The 24,508-nt window shown below is 59.6% G+C and carries 18 protein-coding genes; 6 read left to right on the top strand and 12 right to left on the bottom strand.

What is annotated here, in order from left to right; translation table 11 throughout:
* Positions 1–9: 9 nt before the first annotated feature.
* From IG627_RS01640 to IG627_RS01625, 4 genes are all read right to left on the bottom strand, one after another.
* Positions 10–1,110 carry an HlyD family secretion protein gene (locus tag IG627_RS01640; protein ID WP_319024465.1) on the bottom strand — a complete coding sequence of 367 codons (1,101 nt, stop codon included), beginning with the start codon at positions 1,108–1,110 and terminating at the stop codon, positions 10–12.
* A 1-nt stretch (position 1,111) separates the two neighbouring features.
* Positions 1,112–1,552 carry a MarR family winged helix-turn-helix transcriptional regulator gene (locus IG627_RS01635; RefSeq protein ID WP_226864594.1) on the bottom strand — a complete coding sequence of 147 codons (441 nt, stop codon included), beginning with the start codon at positions 1,550–1,552 and terminating at the stop codon, positions 1,112–1,114.
* Positions 1,553–1,758: 206 nt separating this feature from the next.
* Positions 1,759–4,008, bottom strand: a complete 2,250-nt coding sequence (gene parC, locus IG627_RS01630; protein WP_193189380.1) for a DNA topoisomerase IV subunit A — start codon at positions 4,006–4,008, stop codon at positions 1,759–1,761.
* An 80-nt stretch (positions 4,009–4,088) separates the two neighbouring features.
* The gene (locus IG627_RS01625; RefSeq protein ID WP_193189379.1) at positions 4,089–4,982 is read right to left on the bottom strand and encodes a LysR substrate-binding domain-containing protein; all 894 of its coding nucleotides are present in this window, start codon (positions 4,980–4,982) and stop codon (positions 4,089–4,091) included.
* A gap of 113 nt (positions 4,983–5,095) precedes the next feature.
* Between IG627_RS01625 and IG627_RS01620 the strand changes: the two genes are divergently transcribed.
* From IG627_RS01620 to IG627_RS01605, 4 genes are all read left to right on the top strand, one after another.
* Positions 5,096–5,776: an FMN-dependent NADH-azoreductase gene (locus tag IG627_RS01620; RefSeq protein WP_193189378.1), complete on the top strand. Its 681-nt coding sequence runs from the start codon at positions 5,096–5,098 to the stop codon at positions 5,774–5,776.
* Positions 5,777–5,884: 108 nt separating this feature from the next.
* A complete protein-coding gene (locus tag IG627_RS01615; protein WP_193189377.1) occupies positions 5,885–6,337 on the top strand; it encodes a DUF2214 family protein in 453 nt (150 codons plus the stop codon).
* A gap of 30 nt (positions 6,338–6,367) precedes the next feature.
* Positions 6,368–6,967: an ABC transporter ATP-binding protein gene (locus IG627_RS01610; RefSeq protein ID WP_193189376.1), complete on the top strand. Its 600-nt coding sequence runs from the start codon at positions 6,368–6,370 to the stop codon at positions 6,965–6,967.
* The gene (locus IG627_RS01605) at positions 6,964–7,770 is read left to right on the top strand and encodes an ABC transporter permease (RefSeq protein WP_193189375.1); all 807 of its coding nucleotides are present in this window, start codon (positions 6,964–6,966) and stop codon (positions 7,768–7,770) included. The genes IG627_RS01610 and IG627_RS01605 overlap by 4 nt, the downstream gene beginning before the upstream one ends.
* A gap of 214 nt (positions 7,771–7,984) precedes the next feature.
* On the opposite strand, the gene IG627_RS01600 is transcribed toward IG627_RS01605, so the two are convergent.
* From IG627_RS01600 to IG627_RS01590, 3 genes are read right to left on the bottom strand one after another with little or no spacing between them, the layout of a single operon-like run.
* Positions 7,985–8,878: a TolB-like translocation protein gene (locus IG627_RS01600; protein ID WP_193189374.1), complete on the bottom strand. Its 894-nt coding sequence runs from the start codon at positions 8,876–8,878 to the stop codon at positions 7,985–7,987.
* A 3-nt stretch (positions 8,879–8,881) separates the two neighbouring features.
* The gene (locus tag IG627_RS01595; RefSeq protein ID WP_193189373.1) at positions 8,882–9,223 is read right to left on the bottom strand and encodes a hypothetical protein; all 342 of its coding nucleotides are present in this window, start codon (positions 9,221–9,223) and stop codon (positions 8,882–8,884) included.
* A gap of 2 nt (positions 9,224–9,225) precedes the next feature.
* Complete coding sequence (locus IG627_RS01590; protein WP_226864593.1) at positions 9,226–10,104, bottom strand: alpha/beta hydrolase; 879 nt, start codon at positions 10,102–10,104, stop codon at positions 9,226–9,228.
* A 306-nt stretch (positions 10,105–10,410) separates the two neighbouring features.
* Between IG627_RS01590 and IG627_RS01585 the strand changes: the two genes are divergently transcribed.
* Complete coding sequence (locus IG627_RS01585; protein WP_193189372.1) at positions 10,411–12,612, top strand: winged helix-turn-helix domain-containing protein; 2,202 nt, start codon at positions 10,411–10,413, stop codon at positions 12,610–12,612.
* Positions 12,613–12,868: 256 nt separating this feature from the next.
* On the opposite strand, the gene IG627_RS01580 is transcribed toward IG627_RS01585, so the two are convergent.
* The 5 genes from IG627_RS01580 to IG627_RS01560 form a co-directional block, all read right to left on the bottom strand.
* Positions 12,869–13,303, bottom strand: a complete 435-nt coding sequence (locus tag IG627_RS01580; protein ID WP_193189371.1) for a nuclear transport factor 2-like protein — start codon at positions 13,301–13,303, stop codon at positions 12,869–12,871.
* Positions 13,304–13,605: 302 nt separating this feature from the next.
* Positions 13,606–13,854 (bottom strand): hypothetical protein, encoded by a 249-nt coding sequence (locus tag IG627_RS01575; RefSeq protein ID WP_193189370.1) that lies wholly within the window; start codon positions 13,852–13,854, stop codon positions 13,606–13,608.
* Between the two features lie 373 nt (positions 13,855–14,227).
* Complete coding sequence (locus IG627_RS01570; protein ID WP_193189369.1) at positions 14,228–14,461, bottom strand: ester cyclase; 234 nt, start codon at positions 14,459–14,461, stop codon at positions 14,228–14,230.
* A gap of 44 nt (positions 14,462–14,505) precedes the next feature.
* Positions 14,506–16,473 carry an aconitate hydratase gene (locus tag IG627_RS01565; RefSeq protein WP_193189368.1) on the bottom strand — a complete coding sequence of 656 codons (1,968 nt, stop codon included), beginning with the start codon at positions 16,471–16,473 and terminating at the stop codon, positions 14,506–14,508.
* Between the two features lie 137 nt (positions 16,474–16,610).
* A complete protein-coding gene (locus IG627_RS01560) occupies positions 16,611–21,872 on the bottom strand; it encodes a DUF748 domain-containing protein (protein ID WP_193189367.1) in 5,262 nt (1,753 codons plus the stop codon).
* Positions 21,873–22,133: 261 nt separating this feature from the next.
* On the opposite strand from IG627_RS01560, the gene selD reads away from it, so the two are divergent.
* Complete coding sequence (selD, locus tag IG627_RS01555) at positions 22,134–24,422, top strand: selenide, water dikinase SelD (protein WP_193189366.1); 2,289 nt, start codon at positions 22,134–22,136, stop codon at positions 24,420–24,422.
* The last annotated feature ends 86 nt before the right edge of the window (positions 24,423–24,508 follow it).

Below are 24,508 nucleotides of genomic sequence, written 5' to 3'. Positions count from 1 at the left end.
CAGGGGCACTCACGGCGCCAGTACGACGCGACCGCTCTCACCGCCGCTGGCACGCGCGGACACCAGCTTGTCGTCTTCGCTGGTATCGATACGCACCCTGGCGCTCATGCCGGCGCGCAGGGCCGGCGCCTCCTTGGCCGGGTAGAGGCGCAGGCGCACCGGCACCCGCTGCACCACCTTGACCCAGTTGCCACTGGCATTTTGCGGCGGTATCAGCGCGAATTCGCTGCCGCTGGCGGGGCTGAGGCTGTCCACCTGCGCCTGCCAGGTGAAACCCGGATAGGCGTCCAGGGTCACTTCAGCCTGCTGGCCGGTGCGCACATTGGCCAGCTCCGTCTCCTTCAGGTTGGCCTCGACCCACAAGCCGTCGGCACCGAGCATGCTGATCACACTGATTCCGGCCGGAACCATCTCGCCCACCTGCGGTACCGTGTTGGCGATGACGCCGGCCACCGGCGCCACGATACGGGTGCGGGACAGCTGGTAGCGCGCCTTGTCCAGCTGCGCCTGGGCCACCTTCAGGTCCGCCTGCTCCTCCAGCGGAATCTCCGGATTGCCGCCCAGCTCCGCGCGCAGGCTGGAGAGTTTTTCGGTGTTGATCGCTATCTGCGCCTTGGCCCGCTCCAGTTGCTGGCGCGATTCGTCCAGCTGTGCCTCCGACAGCGCCACTTTGCCCAGCTTCTCGTTGCGCTCCAGCATGCGGCGATAGTAGTCCGCATCCTGGCGCGCCTGCTGCACCGCGGCTTCGGCTTCCGCATAGTCGGCGCGGCGCGCCAGCAGGTCATTCCTGACCTGCCCCAGGTGCGCCTCGGCCTCGGCCACCGCCAGATCGAAGGGCGTCGAGTCCAGCTGCACCAGCAACTGATCCTTTGCGACCGCCTGGTTGGCCTTTACCAACACCAGCGCCACCACGCCACTGACTTCCGGCGCCAATGAGATCTTGTCGGCCTTGATATAGGCGTTCTCGGTTTCCACACTGCTGCCGCCACCGAACAGGCACCAGCCCGCCACTGCCAGGGCGGCGGCGATACCGGCGGCGAAGCCCAGGCGCCGCGCCGGCAGTCCGCCCAGTTTTTTCCCCACCTGCTCCTTCACGTCGTCCCCTATCACTTCAGGCCTCCTCCCGTGTCAGATTTTCCCGCAGCCGCTCCAGCAGCCCCTGCAGCTGTCCCACCTCCTCCATCGAGAAACCGGCCAGCGCCTGGGTGCGGGTCTGCAGCGCCAGGCCGCGCAGCACATCCAGGGCCGGCTCGGCGGCGGCGGTGAGGAAGAGGCGAAAGCCGCGCCGGTCGCGGGGACCCGGGCGGCGCTCCACCAGGCCATCCTGCTGCAGGTTGTCCAGCTGCCGCGCCAGGCTGATCGGCGCCACATCCATTCTCTCTGCCAGCTCCGCCTGCTTCTGCCCCTGCTCCCGCGCCAGGTGCCACAGCACCTGCCAGCGCGAGCGGCTGAGCCCGTGGGCCTTGGCGCGGCGGTCGAAGTTGCGCCGCAACAGGCGCGCGGCGCTGTGCAGCTCGAAGCTCATCTGAGCGGCATTGTCTTTAGTGGACATGGATTTTCTGGACTGGCCCCCGTTTTAAGGGCGCTCATTATAAGCATGCTTATAAATGTCGCAATGGGTGCACAAGACTCACCACAGGGCAACAGTAGGAGCGGCGGGGCGGCCATCCGCCGGTGGCCGCGATCGATGGCCGCCTACGACACAACCGAAAAGGGCGATCACAAGGATCGCCCCTACGCATCAAGTTGAGGAGGACCTTATTTCTCCAGCACCTCGATCCTGTCCACCTTCTGGAAGCCCCGCGGCAGCTTGTTGCCGCGGCGGCCGCGCTCGCCGTGATAGTGATCCAGTTCCGAGATCTTGATCCTGGTGTGGCGCTTGCCGGCGTGAATCACCAGTTGCGCACTGCCCTCGAGCACCGCGATACCCACCATGATCTCCTCGCGACTGGCGGCGCGGGCCGAGGGAATATTGACGATCTTGTTGCCCTTGCCCTTGGCCAGTTCCGGCAGTTCGGAGACCGGGAACACCAGCATGCGGCCCTCGCTGGTCACCGCCGCCAGCAGCGCCTCCTGCGGATTCTGTACCTCACAGGGCGGCAGTACCCGCGCGCCCTTGGGCAGGGTCAGCATCGCCTTGCCGGCCTTGTTGCGCGACTGGAGGTCCGCCAGCTTGGCGATAAAGCCGTAACCGGCGTCCGAGGCCAGCAGCACCCGCTGCTCGTCGCTCCCCATCAGCAGCCCTTCGAAGGTGGCGCCAGAGGGCGGATTGATACGGCCGGACAGTGGATCGCCCTGGCCGCGCGCCGACGGCAGTGAATGGGATGCTATCGCGTAGCTGCGACCGGTGGAGTCCAGCAGCAGCGCCGGCTGGTTGCTCTTGCCGCGGGCGGCGAACTTGAAGCCGTCGCCGGCCTTGTAATTGAGTGCGGTGGGGTCGATTTCGTGACCCTTGGCCGCGCGAATCCAACCCTTGTCTGACAGCACCACGGTGATGGGGTCGCTGGAAAGCAACTCCGCCTCGCTGAAGGCCCTGGCCTCTTCGCGCGCGACGATCGGCGAGCGGCGCTCATCGCCGAACTCGTCGGCGGCGGCCAACAATTCCTTCTTGATCAATGTCTTCAGGCGGCGCGCGCTGTCCAGGGTCTTGGTCAGCGTATCGCGCTCTTTCTCCAGCTCCGCCTGCTCGCCGCGGATCTTCATCTCCTCGAGGCGCGCCAGCTGGCGCAGCTTGGTGTCGAGGATATATTCCGCCTGGGTATCGGTGAGCTCGAAGCGCTCCATCAGCGCCCGCTTCGGCTCGTCGTGGGTGCGGATTATCTCGATGACTTCATCAAGATTGAGGAAGGCTATTAACTGACCGGCCAACAGGTGCAATCGCTTCTCGACCTTGTCGAGGCGGAACTGCAGGCGGCGTCTTGTCGTCACGGTGCGGAAACTCAGCCACTCGCCCAGTATCTTGTCCAGTGACTTGACCTGCGGGCGACCGTCGATACCGATCATATTCAGGTTGACCCGGTAGCTCTTCTCCAGGTCGGTGGTGGCGAACAGGTGGTTCATCACCCCGTCCATATCCACGCGGTTGGACTTGGGCACTATCACCAGGCGGGTCGGGTTCTCGTGATCCGACTCATCGCGCAGGTCTGCCACCATCGGCAGCTTCTTGGCCTGCATCTGCGCGGCAATCTGCTCCAGTACCTTGGCGCCGCTGGCCTGGTAGGGCAGCGCGGTGATAACGATATCGCCGTCCTCCCTGCTCCAGATAGCGCGCATCTTTATCGAGCCGCGGCCCGTCTCGTAGACCTTATGGATATCCGCACGGGGGGTGATGATCTCCGCCTCGGTGGGCATATCCGGGCCCTGGATATATTCGCACAGCTCCGCCACCGTGGCCTTGGGATTTTCCAGCAGTGCCACAGTCGCATCCACCACCTCGCGCAGGTTGTGCGGCGGAATATCCGTGGCCATACCCACGGCGATACCGGTGGTGCCGTTCAGCAATATATTGGGTACCCGCGCCGGCAATACCGCCGGTTCGTCCATGGTGCCGTCGAAGTTCGGCTGCCAGTCCACAGTGCCCTGGCCCAGCTCCGACAGCAGTACCTCGGAGTACTTGCCCATGCGCGATTCGGTGTAGCGCATGGCGGCGAAAGACTTGGGATCGTCCGGCGAGCCCCAGTTGCCCTGGCCGTCCACCAGCGGGTAGCGGTAGCTGAACGGCTGCGCCATCAGCACCATGGCCTCGTAGACGGCGCTGTCGCCATGCGGGTGGTACTTACCGATCACATCGCCCACGGTGCGCGCGGATTTCTTGTACTTGGCGCTGGCCTTCAGGCCCAGCTCGCTCATGGCGTAGACGATGCGGCGCTGCACCGGCTTCAGGCCGTCGCCGATATTGGGCAGGGCTCGGTCGAGGATCACGTACATGGAGTAGTCCAGGTACGCCTTCTCGGTGTATTCCTTGAGCGGCAGTCGCTCGGAGGCCTCATAGACGGAGGTGTCGGTCATACAGCTCTCGTTATTCTGTTCGGAAGGAGCGGATTATGGCGGCGAATGGCGGTCGGTTCAAAGAGGAGACCCCGGGGGTATCAATTGCCCTCCGGTTCGGCAACTCCGGGCAGTTCACTTTTCAGCCAAGAGCGAAACGCCTCGACTTTCGCTGGCTGGCCGCGTTCGCGGCTTATCAGGTAATAGCCAAAACCCGGCAGGCGGCAGTCCTCCCGATAGGGCCGCAGCCATCCCTGTTGTACGGCGGAGTCCACCAGCAGGCTGCTGACAAAGGCCAAGCCCCGCCCCGCCAGCGCCGCCTGAATCACATGCAGCTCCTGGTCAAAACGGTAGCGCTCCGGCATCTTGCGGCGCGGCATAAAGCGCCGCCACCACTGTTCCGCGGTAATCGCCTGCAGATTGCTACTCTTCCACTGGGTTTCAAACGCGGTAACCGGCCGGCCTTTTTCCAGCTTCGCCAGGCTATCGGCACTGCCGTAAACACCGAACGCCTCGCGCAACAATAGTTCGGCCCCGCTCTCCGCCGGCGGCTGGCCGTAACGGATGGCAATGTCCACCCGCCGGTCGCGCTCCAGGTCCACCAGTTGCTCATCTGTCTGCACCACCACCCGCAGCTGCGGATGCGCCCGGTAAAAATCCTGCAGCCGCGATGCCAGCCACAGGGCGGCAAAGGCACTGGTCGTGCTGACCGTGAGCACCTTGGGCCGGCCTGAGATTGCCTCAATCGCATCCGCCAGGGTCTGCAGTGACAGGCGCGCGGCATCAGCCAGTTGCTGGCCGGCCCCGGTCAGGTAGACGGCGCGGGTGCGCCGCTCGAACAGCGCCGTGTCCAGCTGTGCCTCCAGGTTGCGGATCTGGTGGGAGACAGCGGTGGGCGTGATATGCAGCTCTTCCGCCGCCCCCTTGAAACTGCCCAGGCGCGCGGCCGCCTCGAATACCCGGATGCTGTTCAGGTTGCTCAACTGCCTGTACATGGCACCCCTATAAGTGAATTTTGCTCATCTATAAGTGAGAAAGCATCCTTTGTCAACACAGGTCATGGACAGCATATTTGCACTGAAAACCCAGCCAGATACAGGAGACAGATATGAAAAAAGTGCTGAAAATAGATGCCAGTGCACGCACAGTGGACAGCGAAGTACCGGCCTACCGCTCCCTTTCCCGACTGTTGTCGCAGCATTTCCAGGAGCGCTGGCTGGAGCACAGTAGCGAAGACCTATTCATCCACAGGGATGTCGGCGCGACGCCGCCGGCATTCGTCAGCCAGGACTGGATCGCCGCTGTATTTACCCCCGAGGCCCAGCGCAGTACAGAGCAGCGGGCACTGCTCGCGCTCTCCGATCAGCTGATCGACGAGGTGACGCAGGCGGACCTGATCCTGGTTTCCACGCCCATGTACAACTACGGCATGCCGGCCAGTCTCAAGGCCTGGTTTGACCAGGTGGTGCGGGTCAACAAGACCTTCTCTTTTGACCTGGCCCGCGGCGACTTCCCGCTGCAACCGATACTCTCGGGAAAAACCCTGGTGCTGTTGTCGTCCAGCGGCGAGTTCGGCTTCGAGCCCGGCGGAATCCGCGAGAGCATGAACCACCTGGGACCCCATGTGCGCACACTGGGCCACTACCTTGGGGTCGAGGACTTTTATGAGATCCGCATCGAATACCAGGAGTTCGGCGACGAGCGCCACAGCCAGTCCATCGAGAGTGCCTACGGGGAGGTGGACAAGCTTGTGGAGACATTGACCGGGAAAGTGCACTCAATAGCCTGAGACGGCCTGCAGCCTGTCTATTGCCGCTCATAAATATTTACACCATTTGTGATACCTTCTCCCGCATTCTGGAAATAATAATCCCCAACGGAATACGGGAGACCGCTGATGCCCACCCTGCTCGCCTTCCTGCACCACCTGACCGCCTTCGCCCTGGTCGCCGCCATCGCCATAGAACTGGTGCTGCTGGGGCAGAAGTTCACCCTGGAGAGCGCGCGCAAACTGCAGGCCGTCGACCGGGTGCTGGGTATTTCCGCCGGTCTGCTGCTGGTGGTCGGCCTGTTGCGGGTCTTCTATTTCGAGAAGGGCGCCGCCTACTATTTCCACAATGGCGCCTTCCACGCAAAACTGACCCTGTTTTTCCTCGCCGCTTTACTGTCCATCTATCCGACGGTGCGCTTTATTCGCTGGAACAAATCCCTGAAGCAGGGGCAGCTGCCCGATGTCAGCGACGGCCAGTGGAAGCTGATGCGCAGGGTTGTGCATATCGAGCTGGCGGCGATTGTCGGCATACTGCTGTGCGCAGCGATGATGGCGAAGGGGATAGGCCAGTTTCGCTAAAATAGAAAGGCGGCTAAACGGGTAGACCCCATGACGAGCCTCACCCTCAAAGACGTCGCTGTCGGTGATCTGGAAAAAATCGACCTGGCAATAGCGCCGGGGGAGATCGTCTGCCTGTCCGGTGCCTCCGGCGCCGGCAAGAGCCGCCTGCTCAGGGCAGTCGCGGACCTGGAACCCCACGGCGGCAGGGTGCGCCTGGGCGATACGGAGCAGGACTCGGTGCCCGGCCACCGCTGGCGGCACTCGGTGATGATGGTGCCGGCTGAGAGCGCCTGGTGGTTCGATACCGTCGGCGAGCACCTGGAAAAGCCCATGCCCGAAGCGCTGCGCGCCCTGGGCTTCGCCGGGGATGTCGGCAACTGGTCCGTGTCCCGCCTGTCGTCCGGGGAGAAGCAGCGCCTGGCCCTGGCGCGAGCCTTGTCCCGCGAGCCCCGAGCCCTGTTGCTGGACGAACCCACGGCCAACCTGGACGACAAGACCACCCGGCAGGTGGAAGCCTGGCTGCAGTCCGTCATTCGTGAACGCCACTGCCCGGCGCTCTGGGTAGCTCACCGCGAAGACCAGATACAGCGGGTGGCCGGGCGGCATTTTCGCATCGAGGATCGGCGACTGGTGGAAGTGCGGGAATGAATGTGATCGCACTGTCCTGGTGGCAACTGGCCCTGGCATCGTCCCTGGTGCTTGCCCTGGCCGCCTGCACTCATTTCGCGCGCCTGGGATTGGGCGGATCCCTGTTGATAGCCGCAGCGCGCACCGCGCTTCAGCTGGCGCTGATCGGCGTGGTGCTGGAGGTACTCTTCGCGGTGGGCAGCCTGCACTGGGTGGCCCTGATGGGCCTGGCCATGCTACTACTCGCCGGGCGCGAAATCGTCGCCCGGCAGAAGTACCGACTGCGCGGTGGCTGGAGCTTCGCCATAGGCACAGTGTCCATGTTTATCTCCGCCTTCAGCGTCACGATACTGACGCTGATTGCAGTGATAGACCCACAGCCCTGGTACCAGCCCCAGTACGCGATACCGCTGCTGGGCATGCTGCTTGGCAACACCATGACCGGCGTGGCGCTAGGCCTGGACCGGCTCACCGAAAGCGCGCACCGCTCGCGCGATATCATCGAAAACCGGTTGATGCTCGGCGATACCTGGGCAGATGCCTGCGGTGACTTCCGCCGCGAGGCCATGCGCGCGGGGCTGATGCCGGTCATCAATGCCATGGCCGCGGCCGGCATAGTCTCCCTGCCGGGCATGATGACCGGCCAGATACTTGCCGGCAGCCCGCCGGCGCTGGCGGTGAAATACCAGATACTGATCATGTTCACCATCGCCGCCGGCACCGGTTTCGGCACCTTTACCGCGGTGGCCATCTGCTCCCGAAGACTGTTTGACGGGCGCGAGCGATTGAGGGTGGATCGGCTGACACAGGGCGGTCGCGGCTGACCTTCCAGTGAAAGCTATCGGCATCGCGCGGTCGATAATCATCAGGCAGCCAGCTTCTCCAACTTACTCAACCGGAGGTTCCAGGCGCCTTTCATCGGCACCGATGTATAGGGCCACCGGGCTTTTAACGCCGGCAAAACAGTGCCTGCGCGCCGTAACACCCGCAGAAAGCGCACAGCTTTTGAACGTCGCCCCGGTTGCGACTTTTTACGGCTTACTGTTTGGGTCTAAGGGCCTCGATAACCTGTGCATCCACCCAGTAGATATCCACATTATCATTATCGTCGTCTATGCCTCTGTTGAAGAGTATGTACTTTCCGTCAGGGGTGACACTCGCATAGGCATCCCATTTATCGGAATTGATCTTTTCGCCCATATTGATGGCTGGCCCCCACGAGCCATCTTCTTGTCGGAAGCTGATATAGAGATCAGAGCCCCCATAGCCGCCGTCCCGCTTGCTGTCCCAGATAAGATAGCTTTCGTCTGGCGCGATAAAAGGGTGGGCTGTCATTTTTCCTGAATTGACCGTCGGGCCCATCTTCTGCGGGGCCTGACGCTCACCCCCTCTGAGCGTAGATATGCGAATCAAATCGTTGCTCTTGTAATCGTCAAACACATAGGTGCCTTTTGCAGAGGCCGACAGGCGCATAATGCCCCAGTCTTCCCGGTCAAACATGGGGCCAAGGCTTTTACGTTCTGACCAGCCGTCGCCGATACGGTCCCTATAGCCTTCTGCCATATGCATTCGCTTGCCGTCAGGCGAGAGTACAAGTTCACCCTCCCGCGGGAATTCAATGTACTTCTTCCAGACATTGTTTTCCTGCCGGAAGCCGATAACGGTAGGTCGGAAGCCGGTTTTATTGGGGCCGGTGTAAATTCCACGGTCTATGGTGAAGTAAAATTCCTTCATACCTGGTGCAAAAACGCCCTCAAGCTCCCAGCCTTCTTTGGAAATGACACCCGGCGCAAACGGCTCTGCCACCATACCCGGTGGCTTCTGCCCCATGTAGGGACCTTTCAGGATAGGAAACTCCTCCTGAGCGCTACTATTGCCGCTCACTATCAGAACCGGGGCAAGGGCAAGCATTAGAGGCAAGATAGATTTCATGACTCACTCCTCACCTGAAGCCGGGGAGCGCATATTTTCAGATCGCGATTCAGGCCTGGGAGTTTCGATTTTTTTTGCATCCACCCAGTAGATATCGCCATCCGTGCCCTTTCGACCAGGATTTCTGTTAAAGAAAAAGTACTTTCCCTCTGGCGTGAAGAAGCCGCTATGATCACGATGCCCTGTCGAAACGGTAGCGGATGCATAAACTTCAGGTATTGAACCCGGCGACTTCTGCCCAAGATAAGGCCCCTCGAGGACGAGAGCTTTATCATGCCCATAGCCTTTGACACTCATAGCTGCCAGTGAAAGCAATAAAACCATAGAAATAAAAATAGGCTTCATAATTAGTTCGCGTCCTTGTGCAAGTTTGACAGCCAAGCCACACTGCGCACTCCAGTCATAGGAAATGCGGTTTGATGAGACCCTTCGATCACGACGTGATTCAATGACAAACTCCTGTCATTTCTGTTTTCCAGCATGGTGACAAACTCTTTGACATGTTCCCCCAACTCATTTTCCAAGGCGCCATTGGAAACAAACACATTGGCATTCAGGCTATCACCTTTCAATGCCGCTTTAGATCCAAGCTCAGATAGAAAGGAAATGTCGTCCTTAAGTGAAGGACTACCGATGATGTAATTTTTGAAGGTGTCGGGTTGCGACAGCAATATATAAGCGCCAAATTCACCGCCGAGTGAATACCCAAAATAGGTGCGGTTTCCAGGATCGGATCGGAAGTTGTTTTCTACATATCCAATTACATCGTTGCGAATAAAATCCAGATGATTGTCGGCCTGCCCCAGCTGATATTTAGCTTGAATTTCAGAATTGCTTGTTTTCCTTACTGAATAGTCTCGAAACCTGCTGAAATGCACTCCCACCTCTTCCTTTAATTCTTTGTCTATATCCTTTTGCCAGGAAATCCCAACCAGAATCACATTTTCCATCAGGAATTCCGTGGAAGCAGATAACAATTCGATATGCCACACGGCATCGGTAAAGTAAATTACCGGATATTCTATATCGTTGCTTCTCCCATATCCCTCTGGCAGCTTTATATAGAGCTCATATTGTCCTCCCGATTTGGCATCCTCGATTGGAACTACCTGCACCCTGGGCAGTTCGTATGGTTTTTGTGCAACCGCTTTAACATTCACAAAAGGCAACAGCAGCAAAAAAATTGAGATTAGAGTCTTCTTCATGCTAATCAACTTCCACTTCATATAATTCCACTCTTATTAAAAGTACATTTTTTATACAATCCAGTATTCCCAGAAAATAGAGCTGTTAAGAAAGTGTCTGGAAATCCACCTCTACAAGCCTATTTATGGTCACGACACTAAATCGATCGAAATTGAAATACCTGAAGTTCACCTGATTTTTAGCTGACTTCTAGCTAGACATGAAAAAATGCATTACTATCAATCAGTTACAAAAATATAAATTGACTCAATCGGGTTTATGACAAGGCATTTGCTCTTGTTTAGACTCACTTTTGAGCAGCGGCTTTCATCCTGGTTTGAGGCTATATGGCACAACAATATTGGGTTGGTGATTTTTTTATCGATTTATCCAGAAATCAAATCACTCACAATAAGCAATCTCAAACAATTGCTCCCAAAGCGCTAGCGGTACTGACCCACCTGGCTGAAAACTACGGAAAGGTAGTTAGCCAGGACGCACTGCTAGCTAATGTCTGGCAAAGCACCGTGGTATCTCCCAATACACTGCAAAGAAGCATCGCTCAATTAAGAAAGGCGCTGGGAGATGACGGCAAAGGCCAAACCTATATCAAGACACATGCTAAACAGGGGTATAGCCTGGAGTGTGATGTCCTCTGGCACGAAGAAAGTGATTCCACCCGACCCAGCAAATCCCAGGTACACGCAGCCGAAGATGTTCATTTCCGAGAAGTCACAAGCGGAACCGAGACAAACAGGAGACCAGAGATATCTGCCACTACTTTAATACTGGCATCTATTGCCGTTGGCATTATTATGCTGGGAATTTTGGCATTTCAGCATCTTGCGCCTGAGCAGTCTTCGCAACTGACTTTTGATAAAATACGCTCAATTACTGCCACTGATGACAAAGAGTTTGATGCGACCTATTCGCCCGATGGTAAATACATTGTTTTCCATCGCTATTTAAATAAGCTTTGCGTCAATAGACTATGGGCCAAGAACATAAGCACTCAGGAAGAGATTCTGCTGACCAAAGATTGGGGCGCTTACGGTAGCCATAGCTTTTCAAAAGATGGTAAGAAAATTGTATTTTTAGCGACCGAAGCCTGCAGCGAGCCAGTCACCCAGAAAAGTTGTTTCGATTTGGTTGGCTTGGATTTTGAAAAGGCACTTGAGAATCCTCAGCAGCCGAGCATAATGCTTCAATGTAAAAATTCAACAGTGAAGAGGCCCACCTGGTTAAGCAATAACAATATTGCCTTGTTGCAAAGAAATTCGAACCGTTGGAAGTTAATCAATTACTCAATTAGTGATAACAAAAGCACTGATTTACTCGACCTAGAAGACGGTAATTTAATCCACTTTGCTTATTCGGACAAGGATGACCTTATCGCTGTAACCAGCATCCATAATGACGGTCAACACTACATTGAAATGCTCAAACCGGATGGGCGCATTGTATCTAGCCATCAGATAGAACGCCCGCAGGAAATAGCGAGGTTTCGCCCCATCTACCCCAGTTTTTCCCCCCGTGACAACCAACTCATCTTTAGCACTGGCAGACAACTATTTACCCTCTCTTATGACGGAAAAATCGACAAAATCAACTTGCCTTTTGCCGACAGAATCCATCAGCCTGAATTCCACCCGGACGGAAAAAGTTTGCTCATGATCAAGGGACCATACGATAGTGACATCGTGTTATTTCCCCTTAATGAGACTTCCGAAACAAATGCCATAACACAGGCTAACCAAGCAAAACCGGCAACAGAAACTTCACAGACTCAACCAAAGCAACCCCAGAGTTATGTAAGTTTCGAGCGTTCTAATCTTGGAGAGGACTATGCTATTTTTCAGCCGGGAGGGAATTTGATTGCTTTCTGGTCGGAACGTTCAGGAGAGGAACAGCTTTGGGTAAGCCATGGCAACGGCCCACAACAGCTTACCCATTTCCCGATGGATACCTATATACGAGGGATCGATTGGGCGAAGGACGGTAAAAGCCTTCTAGTCAATGCCAATAGCATTCTCACACAGGTCCATCTGGATTCGACTCAAGAATCCTTTCCATTGGAACATCCTGTAGTCAGACTTTTTCAATGGGACAGCATAAGCAACAGTGCTTTACTGGCTGTGCGCATCAAGGGAATATTGAAATTTGTCGAGTACGATTTAAACAATTCAAAGTTCAGAGAAATCACCGATAAGAACATACTGTGGGCGCTTAAGAGTGAAGATGGTCGATTGATCTATAAGGATCATATGGATCAATTTTGGCAAACTGGACCTGTCGAACCCCAACCCATTAAAGTACTAGACAGGCAGGGAGGAAGAGCCAAATCATTCGTAATTAATAACAATAAGATTTATGCGATCAACAATGAAAATCAATTATGGTCCTACGATCTCAATAATGATTCTTTTAAAGTTCTAGGGAAAGTGGGCGACGACGTCGATTATCTAACGGACATTAATCAGACTCAGATTTTGATGACAGTCCAGGTCTCGGCAAAAAAAGAAGTAGTTGAGCTCTCTCTAAGAGAATAGAGTATCTGAGTAAAAATGATGAACCAGTTGCGTTTGAAGGTACAGCTGTGACTGTCCCCAGCTCCCCAGCAACGATTGCCAGGCTTCCCGTCTGTACACTTAGTTCCGCCGCCGGAGGAATACAAGCGACGGACAGCACGGTACAAATTTTTTGTTTAGTGCCAAAATGGGCGCGCAGTGACCTGCGCCAATTTTGCATTGCACTGCCCCCCCCCCGGAACGGCTCGTTATTCCGATACTGGAACCAGGCAGACTATCACTCCCAGTACTCAATAATCTTAGAAACCTTATTACCCTCAAACTCAAAAACTGATAGATGAGTCTTTCCGCTGGCAACTTCAAGCCTTTCTACAGCTGCAGCGCCAAATCCAGGTAAAACCCTCAATACCTTATATCTTTCTTCAGTAAGCTTGTAATGTTTGGCAGCTATATATTTAGCGGCATTTCCGTAAAGCTCTTCTCTGGTGTAGGTGCCACCATAAACTTTATGCACATAAACGAAATCGTCCGTATACAGATCAAACAATTTATCCAGATCATCGATAGATGCAGTGGAAAGCATTGCCCTATTTTGTGCGTTATTTACAGCCTTGACTGCTTTTTCAAGATCGATTGAAGAGGGTGTGTTAGCTCCAACACTTCCAGAAATAGTGAGCATCATAAGAAGAGGGAAAAAGTGCAGTTTTTTCATGAAAAATTCCTTTTTATTTCAATAGACACAGCAGATTTGTTTAAAAGTCGGCGTCTCCATACCTGCTTACGCTATTGTGCATTTATATCCATCTTCATACAAAAATAAATACCTACTTTAAATCAATAGCTTAGATAAGCCAATTGTATATTCACTTGCCAGCGGACTCTGAGCACTGCATCTAAGTTCATATATCCGGGCCGACCTGCATAAAAAACACATAGCGCAGGGAGGTGCGTCGCCAGGAAAAGTGGTACGGCTCTGGGTGTATGCTCCAGGCAGGATCGCCTTTGAGAGGCCGCTTATACGGTGGCGCAGAGGGGAATGTAGCGGCTGCCCAACAGAAGGCGCTCCTGTTGTGTAAACTCCCCGCCTTTTTCCGCAGAGTAGAGTTCCAGCGTAAATCGCTCCTCTTGTTCCGCATACACCAGCTTGTAATCGCGGTCCATACGGGGATTGAAGTACAGGTATTGGCTGCCCTCTTCCTGCCGCCCCCTCAGCTCATTGTGCATCACATAGAAAAGGCCATAGAAAGGCCGCTGGGTAGACACCTTTATCCTTCTCGTCTTTTCACCAGAAAGATCCACCATTCCAATATGACCGCCCTGGCAGCGCTCCAGCGTCAGGGACATCCTGTTGGAGGGGAACCAACCTCTGGTTGGCAGCCGCTTTACCTCTATGGTCAGGTAGGTAAAATCTTCTCCGGGACCGAAATCGTATATCGGTGCGTGACTGCAGGATGGCAGGCAGAGGCAAGCCAGAAGCAACCAGGAGACTCGATTAAGCATATGTATATCCGCTATCCGTGCGTGTTGGGGTACAACAGGAAAATAGCCCAAATCCTAGGGCCTGTTCACAACTTTGTCTGTTACAGGTCTTGATTGCCTCTCCGCACAGCCTGGCGCCCCGTTGCTTCAACCTTCATCAGCTTACCAACCCCAGCCCTTCGAGGAAGCCGTACTTGTCCCAGTTGACCCAGCACGCCACCACCTTGCCACCTTCATAGCGATCTATCTGCGTCCCGCTCCAGGTGGTCGTCTTGCCGGTTGCGGGGAAATCCTTGAAGTCACCGCTGTGTCGGCCCCTCGCCCACCAATAGGAGCAGACGTAGCCCCCCACGGCCAACTGCAACAGCACCTCTACCTCCAGGTCGGACATGGCTGCGTGGATATCCGGTGGCGCCGCGATTGGACGGCAGCCCCTCACCCGCCACCTTTTGTAAGATGTTTCTCCCGCGCCTCGTTGATTAGCCCTCCGGCTTTCAGGGTTTTCATTTCATCCCCCGACAGGTCGTGTCGGAGCTTGACCATCTCCCCTTGCGGCATGATTTTCAGCGTTACAGGTTTCCCCGTCGCCAACTGCAGGAGCGGAGCGTCTATTTCCAGCACCGCATTCTGCTCCAGCCTGTCGTAGTCATTGGGGTCGTCAAACAGCAAAGGCAGTACACCAAAGTTGATGAGGTTGCGTCGATGGATTCGCGCCATGCTCTTGGCGATGACACAACGTACACCCAGGTAGCGCGGGGAAATGGCGGCGTGCTCGCGGCTGGAGCCCTGCCCGTAGTTGTCGCCACCAACGACAAAGCAGTCACCGCTGAGATCCATCGCCCGCTGGTAGAAATCCTCATCGATGCGGGAGAAGGTGTGGCGGCTGATCGCGGGAATATTGGAGCGCAGCGGCAGAATCTCCGCGCCGGCGGGCAGGATTTCATCGGTGGAGACATTGTCGCCCGCCTTCAACAGTAGCGGCCCGGTCAAGACTTCGGGCAGTTTCTCGAAGTCCGGCAGCGGTTGGATATTCGGGCCCTTGACCAGCTCCACTTCCACCGCTATCGCCCCTTCCGGCAAGGCTCCCTGCGGCGGCTGCAGCAGCGGGCGCATATCCGGCAGCTGTTGCGGCTCACGGAAAACAGGGTAATCCATGTCCAGTTCGCGGGGGTCAGTGATCTTTCCAGTCAGCGCACTGGCGGTGGCGACCTCGGGGCTGCACAGGTAGACCTGGTCCTCTGCGGTGCCGGAGCGACCGGGAAAGTTGCGCGGCACTGTGCGCAGGCTGATGCGGTCACTGGCCGGGGCCTGGCCCATGCCGATACAGCCGCCGCAGCCAGTCTGGTGCAGGCGCGCGCCAGCCTGAAGCAGTGCCGCCAGGTCGCCACTGCGGCTGATCTCCTCGAGCAGCTGGCGCGAAGTGGGATTGATATCGAAGGAGACGCTGTCGTGGACGCGACGACCGGAGACAATGCGCGCCGGTATCGCGAAATCGCGCAGGCCCGGGTTGGCGGAGGAGCCGACATAGCTCTGGTAGATGGGCCTGCCCGCCACCTCGCGCACCGGCACCACCCTGTCGGGGCTGGACGGACAGGCGATCAGCGGCTCGAGGGCGGACAGATCGATAGTGTCCTCCTCGTCGTAGCCGGCGCCGGCATCAGCTTTCAGCTCGACGTAGTCCTCCTCCCGCTGCTGCTGTCTGAGGAAGGATTTCACCGCATCGTCAGCGGGAAAGACACTGGCGGTGGCACCCATCTCCTGCCCCATATTGGCGATCACGTGGCGATCCATGGCAGTGAGTTTTTCCAGGCCGGGACCGCGGTACTCGACGATCTTGTTGACGCAGCCCTTGACCGTCTGCCGGCGCAGCATTTCCAGGATGATGTCCTTGGCGCTGACCCAGGGCGGCAGTTCTCCCTCGAGGGTAACGCCGAGGACCCTGGGCATTTTCAGGGCGAAGGGCACGCCGGCCATGGCCATGGCCACCTGCAGGCCGCCGGCCCCTATGGCCAGCATGCCCATGGAGCCGGCCGCGCACGTATGGCTGTCGGAACCAAGCAGCGTCTTGCCCGGGATACCGAAGCAGGACATATGCACCGGGTGACTGACGCCGTTGCCGGGGCGGCTGAACCAGAGGCCGAATTTACGACAGGCGCTCTGCAGGAACAGGTGATCGTCGGCGTTCTTGAAATCCGTCTGCAGCAGGTTGTGGTCCACGTACTGGGCCGAGACTTCGGTCTTGATCCGCGGCAGGCCCAACGCCTCGAATTCCAGCATTACCATGGTGCCGGTGGCGTCCTGGGTCAGGGTCTGGTCGATCTTCAGCTCTATCGGGCTGCCCGGTTCCAGCGAGCCGCTGACGAGATGGCTCTCGATGAGTTTCTGTGCGAGGTTCTTGGCCATGATTTTCACCGTCCATAAACTGTTCAGGTCGGGGTGGTGTGAGACCGCCGAGGATGGCGGTCATACAGACAGCGCATGGGCAGTTGTCTGCCGCGATGCACCCCGTGCGGGATTCAGTTCGAGATTTTTGCTACAGCCTAATTGGAGAATTCCACCCGCGGCTCGTCGAAGTCCCGTCCATTGTAGTCCGGTGCACAGGGGATCAGTTCGTGGGCGGTGATGCCCGCGTCGAACAGGAAGCGTTCTACCTGCCGACTGCGCTCCTGCGCCAGCCGTTCGAATTCCTCAAACAGCATCAGTGGCGGGTGGCGATAGAAGGCTTCGCGCGCCGGGCGGCTGCCGCCCAGGCCCGGGGTCGCATTCGGGTAGAGCGCCTGCCAGTCGCGCGCGTTGGCGATGCCACAGATACCGGGGCGCGCATCTGGCCGCTCGCGCAGGGTGGTGAGGATTTCCTGCAGTTGCCCTATGGCCGTGGCGCTGAGTTCGGCGCTGCCCGGCTGGAAAACAATCGGATCGAAACGGACGGCGCGAAAGCGCCCCCAGGCGAATTTGGCCAGGGTATAGAACCCGATCGGTGTGAAGTAACTGAACAGGGCTTCCAGGATCGCCCTCTGCAGCAGATCGCTGAAAATAAAGCTGAAGGAAAACTTGGGATCGTAGAGGTCGCCGCTGACCGGCATGCCGAAATGAACATCGCCCTGGCCGTCTTTCAGCAGATACAGGGCGATATTCAGCGGAATAAAGGTGGACTCCACTGGCAGCTGGTCGTCCTCGCGCACGCGGCGCACCTTGATCTTTTCCAGCTCCATATCGGCATAGGCCTTGACCTTGTTTTCCCTTATCTGGATATCCAGCCGCGCGTCCAGCTGCCCCTGCAGTATCTTGTATCCGAGCAGCTTGGCCATATAGGGTGTGGCGGGAATCAGGTTGGTATCGACGATATAGCCGGTCAGGTCCGCATTCCACTTCTGTGTATCCAGGTAGTCGATGGTGCCGGCCAATTGAATTTCGCCGAACCCGCCGGGGCGTCCGTTGAACAGAATGACAGAGGGAGGATGGTGCGGCAGGTTGCTCAGGTTGTGCACGGTCAGGTAAATGCCCCTGATCGGCAGGCGCGCGCGATACTGTCCCTGGCGGTCCACCCAGGTGAAGGTGCCGTGGCGTATATTGAAGTCCCGGATGTGATAGCGAAAACTCAATTCTGACGTGACTGCGTCCGCTGCGCGCGTCAGCGGCTTTTCCGCCCGCTCGGCGCCGGTCAGCGCGGCCACCTCTTGCAGGACAGGGAATTCCCCCTCGCGATCACGCGTCAGAATCAGGCGCGGTCGCAGTGCGTCGATACCGGCGATTTCCACTTGACGGGCGCCCCTGTCGTACCCGAATTGCTCCACCTGCAGCCCCGCCAGCCGGCCGATTACCGAGTGGCGGTGATATTCCGGCGCGCCCTCGCGCCGATCGAAGAGTTCAAACTCGCCGGTTTCCGCGCGCAGGAAACGCAGTTGCGTCCTGTCGCTGGCAAATTCCGTAACGGTGATGCTGTCACCCTGCACCAATTGCCTGCCACCGCCCGATAGCAGTTTAATTTTCTGGAGCTGCAGTTGCGCCAGCGTCAGGCGTGCCTCTCCGGCGCTGTAGCTGCCATCGACCGCGATATTCTCCACTGCAACACAGTGGTCGACGCGCTTTATATAGCCGCGCGGCACACAGCCGGCGACGCCCTGCAATTGCAACTGCTGCGCGGCGATTTTGCCAGCGCCCAGGTGGAGCCGGTCCGCACTGAGGGAGACCAGCTGCAACAGCTGCGCGGGCAGTGCCGGCGGGTAATCCTCCTGCTTCAGTTCCACACCGTCGATGGTCAGGCCGCGCAATACTGTCGCGCGCCCAGCGGGCGTCGCCAGACGCTCCACGCCCTGTAGCCGCACCTCGCCGAGCCGGTAGCAGGGCGCCAGGCGCGTGTCCCCGAAAACGTCCGCTGGCAGGCAGCCGCTCGCCCCCGACAGGCTGGCCAGAGGCACCCCGCCAAAGGCCAGCCGATCCAGTTGCAGCCGCGCAATCTCCAGGGGTGGCCTTCCCGCCCTGTCGATACTGAGGCCGTCTAGCTGGATGGAACCGTCGGTGGAAAACGGTTTGGCCAGGGAGACTCTCTGCGCGCCGGGTAGGGACAGCTTGCGCAGTCGGAAGCAGGCTCCGGCCGATCCCGTCGTCGCCACTTCGACAGTTCCAACCGCGATCCGCGCCACAGGTCCGGCGGTGCAGCCGCGGAAGTTCTGTATCGCTATGTCCGTCGTCCAGAGCAGTGGCCCGCCATCCCAGCGCAGCTTCTGCCAGCTCAAGTGTTGCAGGCCGGCGGGCAGGTGCCCTCCCTCTTCCTGCCACAGCTCGACCGGCTCGGCTTCCAGCGCGCCCAGTTCGATACGCGGCGCCGAGGGCGAGAGGCCAATGCGGCTGACGCCGCTGAACTCCAGCAGTTCGGCAGTGGCGCAGTCGGCCACCCCCATGGCGCTCGCATTCGGCGGCAGGAGTTTTTTCAAGCCGCAGACGAGCAGCTGGCGAATATCGAGGCCGTGCAGTTCCAGCGCATCCGCTGTCATCGACAACTGCTCTACTTGGGCGCCGTCTATGCGCCACAGGGGTTTTGCCACCGGCGCCGCCTTGAACAGGGTTTCCCCCAGGGCCAGCCCGCTATCGCCGACGCTGCGCAACTCTTCGGTGGAGATGCAGCGCGGCAAGCCCGCGCGCATTTCTGTTTCCTGTGGCAGGCAGGCGTGCAGGCTGGCGGCCGACAGATTGTGCAGCCGCAACCTGGTCGGCCGCCCCGCCCGGCGCGGCCAGTGAAATGCCAACTGTGGTGTCAGCAACTTTTGCAGGTCGACGATGTACTGCTCTCCCTGTTCCGTCAGCAGAATGCGCTGCGCCAGGGTACCGCTCAGGTCTGCGGAAACCTGCCGGCTGTCCACCGCCAGCTGGAAGTTTTTCCCGAGTCGCAGGCCCTGCAGTTCCGCACAGCGAATTTGCAGCGCCAGGGATTCGACCGCGGGCGGCAGGCAGGCGGAGAAGGCCTCCAGGGAAAGTTGCGGCAGGGCGACGAAAGTACTGCGATAGGGCAGCGGCAGGAAGCGCAGGCGCGCGCGCGGCAGGCGCAACCCGGCGAGATCCAGCAGTGTCTTTCCCGCTTCGGTGTCGGCTTTAGCCCGCTCCAGTGTCAGCTGCGCGGCGCTCAGATCCACACCGCCCTGCCAGGCAACGACGAGTGGGCTGTGCTGGCGCAGGTTGCGCAAGTCGAAACAGGTCGGCATCTGCTGCGGCTCTTTATTCGCCCGGTACAGCAATCGCGCCCAGGCCCGCGGCAGGCAACCCTGCAGACGGCTGAGGGAGGCGCTGTTGAGTTTCAGGTTGGGGCTGTCGATATTCGCCGCGCCAGTCGCAGGCGCGACAGCAGGCTCATCGCCGACGTCGTTATTGCGTCGCGCCAGCTCCTCTGGCAGCAGCCCCTTCTCCGCGCCGGATTCATCCACCACCGGCGGCGCCGCGGCGACCGGAGCGACGACCGCGCTGTCTCTGTCCCTTTCGATCCAGGGGTTGTCGCCGTCGGCGTTGCGGCGCAGATAACCCTCACCCGTGTGCAGCTGTTGCAGCAACAACCCCCGATCGTCATCCAGGCGATCGGCCAGCAGCAATCGCTGCAGCCGCAGTTCACCCGCGATCAGGTAGCCGTCATCGCCGCCGGCCCAGGCGAAGTTGCCGCGCCCGTCGAGGCTGTTCAGTTCCGCGCACAGTGGCCGCCACTCCGCCGGCAACAATCCCTCCGGCAGGCAGCCGGACAGGGACTGGAGGCCGAAGTCCTTCAGCAGTAGCGGCGTGGCCGAAGCACCCGCGGCGCCCACCAGGTTGAACTGTTGCCAGTGCAGTTTCTGCAGCTGGACCTGCGCCTCGCCATCGCGCTGCAGGCGGAACTGGGCGAGTTGCAGCGGTCCGCTGGCAAATCTCCAGGGCTGTTGCTGCGCGCGCGCGGCAAAGCGCAGCAGTAGGGGGTCGGCGCTGTGCAGCCCGGCCAGGCGCGCGCAGTAGTCCGGTTGCTGCCACAGCTGTCCGGGTACGCAGCCGCTCGCGCTCTCCAACGCTATACCGCCTATCTCCAGCGCGCGTGTCTTGCCGCTGTACTCAATTGCACCGAGTTGTACCTGGTGGGCCGTAAACGGGTCGCGGTTTTCGCCGGCCAGGTCCAGCAGCTGCAGCTGTTGCAGTCGGCCGGGACCTGCGCTGAGCGCGAACTTATCGCTCCAGTCCACGGTGACCGGATCCGGCAACTGCAGGGTGCCGGCGCGCACGCAGAAGTGCTGATCCCCGCTGCGCAGGCCGCCGGGGCAGTAATCAAAGGCGCTGGCGCCGGCGCGCTGCCAGCTGAGTTTTTTCTGCGCGCGGATATAGTCGAAATCCTCCAGCGCCAGCGTCTGCGCACGCCAGTTCTGCCAGCGATTTTCGCGATGACGCAACGCTATTCCCTGGCCGTTGGCTCGGTGCCAGCGCACCTCGGCCCCCCCGCCGAAACTGAACAGCAATTCGCCCTCCAGCTGCAGGCGGCGCGCAGTGCCGCAGTGGCCTATCAGACGTCCGAAGGCCGGCAGTGCCTCCGCCCAGCGTTGCGGCGGGCAGCTGCCGAACATGCTGGCCGCTACCCGATCGGCGGTAATGCGGTTGCCGGGGCGCACGAAGCGCCCGCCGGACAGGTCCAGCTTGACCAGCGCGGTATCGATTGCGCCGGATTCCCTCTCCTGTATCAGCAGGTTGCGCAGCTTGAGTTTCTGCGTCCCTATGGTGAGGTTCAGCGGCTCGTCGCCGCTGCGTTGCATGCCGAGTAAAAAGTCCCGCGACTGCAGCTGGTCGAAGCCCACGCAGCTGGGCGTCGGCCACTCCGGCCTGTGGCGATAGCAGAGGACGCTGTTGCGGACGCGCACCCAGTCCAGCAACAGCCGGAAGTCGCGATCCCGGCGCGGTCCCTGTCCCAGCGCCCAGCCGCCGACCTCCCACAGGCGCCCGCGCTCGCCGGCACTGGATTCCAGGTCCATATAGGCGCCGTCCAGGCTGGCCCGCTGCAGCCGGACTTTGCCGCGCAGCAGCTGCCACCAGCTGTAGTCGAGCATCAGTTCTTCCGCGTGAAATCCGCGCCCCTGCGCATTTTCCGCACGCAGGTCGCGGGCGATAAGGCGCAGGTTCGGAACTGACACCCGCAGGTGGCCAATTTCCGTATCCAGGCCGCGCGCCTCGAGCCAGCTTTTGATCTGCGAGCTCAGCAGTGCGGAGGCGGCCAGGTTGGCGACTCCCAGCAGCAACAGCACCGCAATCAGCCACCAGAGCAGGCGCCGAAGCGGGTCGAAAGAGGAGGCGTACTGCGTGGGCATTATTAAAAATACGGCGCCGGAAAATGAATTTAGCGAAACCTGGAATTGCAATTGGGCCCAATAAGTAAAGACCAGCCACTGTGCATTTTTTTACGCTGGCGTCCCTATTCGCGATAATGCGCCGGCGCGCCGCGCAATTAGTCGCGGGGGCCGACAGTCTGTCTACTATTTATCCAGTGGTTACAATGTGCGGCAGCGTCTGTCGCGCAACTAGTCCGCGGCTGTCGCCGCCCAATCCAGAACTTCTACCAGCGAGAGAGCATGCAGGAGTACCCCAATTACCAGGACATAGTCCTGGTCGGTGGCGGCCACGCCCACGCAATAGTGCTGCAGATGTGGGCCATGAACCCCCTGCCGGGCGCGCGCCTGACACTGGTCTCCCCCCAGGTACAGACCGCCTACTCGGGCATGCTGCCGGGGCTGGTGGCCGGTCACTACCAGCTGGACGACACCCATATCGACCTGGTGCGCCTGTGCCGCGCCGCCGGCGCGCGTTTCGTGCAGGCCTGTGCCCACCATATAGATCCCGTGAAGCGCAGGGTTTCCCTGCTCGGGCGCCCGGACCTGGAGTACGACCTGCTGTCACTGGATGTGGGCGCGACCCCGGCGCGGGACCTGCCCGGCTCGGAGCTGGCCATCCCGATCAAGCCCATAGGTCACTTCCACCGCTACTGGCAGCAGCTGCAGAAGCGCGTGCAGAAGTCCCGCGCCAGCCTGAAGCTGGGCGTGGTCGGCGGTGGCGCCGGCGGCTGTGAACTGGCCATGGCCATGGCTCACGCACTGGAAGAGCAGGTCTACTCCGGCCGCGTGCAGATTCACCTGGTGCACGCCGGCAACAGGGTGCCGGAGGGCTACCCGCTGCTGGCGCGCAACCTGGTCGCAGGGGAGCTGAAAAAACTCGGCGTCAGCCTGCACCGCAACTGGCCGGTGGCCGAGATCACCGAAGACGGCGTGTGCAGCGAAAGCGGCGAGACCCTGGCACTGGATCGGGTGCTGCTGTGCACCAACGCCTGCGCGCCGCCCTGGCTGGCGGGCTCCGGCCTGGCGCTGGACCAACAGGGTTTCGTACTGGTGGATGAAAAGCTGCGCGCCCAGGGGCACAGCAATGTGTTTGCGGCCGGCGACGTGGCCAGCTTTGGCGAAAAACCGCTGCCGAAAGCCGGCGTCTACGCGGTGCGCCAGGGGCCGCTGCTGTTCCACAACCTGCGTGCGGTGCTGACCGGCAAGGCGCTCAGGGATTTCCGCCCGCAGAAGCACTTCCTCAGCCTGCTCTCCTGTGGCGACAGGCGCGCCGTTGCCGTGCGCAACGGCGCCGCCCTGGTCGGCGATGTCCTGTGGCGCTGGAAAGATCTTATCGATCGCCACTTTATGCAGCGCTTCAGCGATCTTCCGGTGGCAATGGATGAAAGCGGCATCAAGCCGCCGCGGGAAACTCTCGACGAGCGCGGTGGCGAAACCCTCGCCACCATGCGCTGCAGCGGCTGTGGCGCCAAGGTGGGTTCGGAAGTACTGCACCGCGCGTTGAAGCAACTACCGCAGCAGCAGTCCGGCTTCCTGTTGCGCGGTGCCGGCGACGACGCGGCGGTGATGGAACTGCCCCAAGGCAAACTGCTGGTGCAGAGCTCCGACCAACTGCGCGCGCCGGTGGCCGATCCCTGGCTGTTCGGGCGCCTGGCGGCACTGCACGCGCTGTCGGACCTGTTCGCCATGCACGCGCGGCCCGCCACCGCCCAGGCGCTGGTGACCATGCCGCTGGCGGCGGCGGAAATCACCCAGCGCGATCTGCAGCAGCTGCTCGCCGGCGCCGTGTACGAGCTCAACCGCCACCAGTGCGCCCTGTCCGGCGGCCACACCTCCGAGGGTGCCGAGATGCAGCTGGGCCTGACCGTCAATGGCCTGGCCGATCCGGACCAGCTGCTGGAGAAGACCGGCGCCCGCGCCGGCGACTGCCTGATCCTGAGCAAGCCCCTGGGCGTCGGCACCATCTTCGCCGCCGAGGGCGCGGGCGAGGCCCAGGGCCGCTGGGTGCAGAAGGCACTGGAAACCATGCTGCAGAGCAATGCCGCAGCGGCGGAAGTACTCGCCCAACACGGCGCCCGCGCGCTGACTGACGTCACCGGCTTCGGCCTGCTCGGCCACCTGCTGGAAATGCTCGGCGGCGACTCACCGCTGGGCGCGACCCTGATCGCCGAGCAATTGCCACTGATCCCCGGCGCCGCCCACTGTATCGAGCGCGGCTGGCTGTCCAGCCTGCAACCGCAGAACGCCGCCGCCTACGCCAGTATCGAAAATCCGCAGGAGTGGCAGAAACTGCCGCACTGGGAACTGCTCGTCGATCCGCAGACCTGCGGTGGCCTGCTGGCCGCGGTGCCGGCGGAAAACGTCGAGCGCTGCCTGCAGGCACTGCAACAGGCCGGCTACAGCCAGGCCGCAATTATCGGCACTGTGCAGGTTGTGGAAAAACTTCAGACGCCTGTTCACCTGGCGCGCCAGATTGAGTGGCGTCAATTGGCCGCGCGCGAGCCGGAAACCGTACAGAGCCAGATTTGATTTGCCAATTCGGGACAGCCGGTAGATACTGGCGCCAATACCGCCGTGCAAAGCACCCGGCGGCACAAGAAAAGTGATGGGTCTTC

Origin of the sequence: Microbulbifer taiwanensis (assembly GCF_014904815.1) — a bacterium.
Lineage (GTDB): Bacteria > Pseudomonadota > Gammaproteobacteria > Pseudomonadales > Cellvibrionaceae > Microbulbifer > Microbulbifer taiwanensis.
Note: the sequence above shows the minus strand (reverse complement) of the source record. Positions and strands in the feature narration are given on the sequence as shown.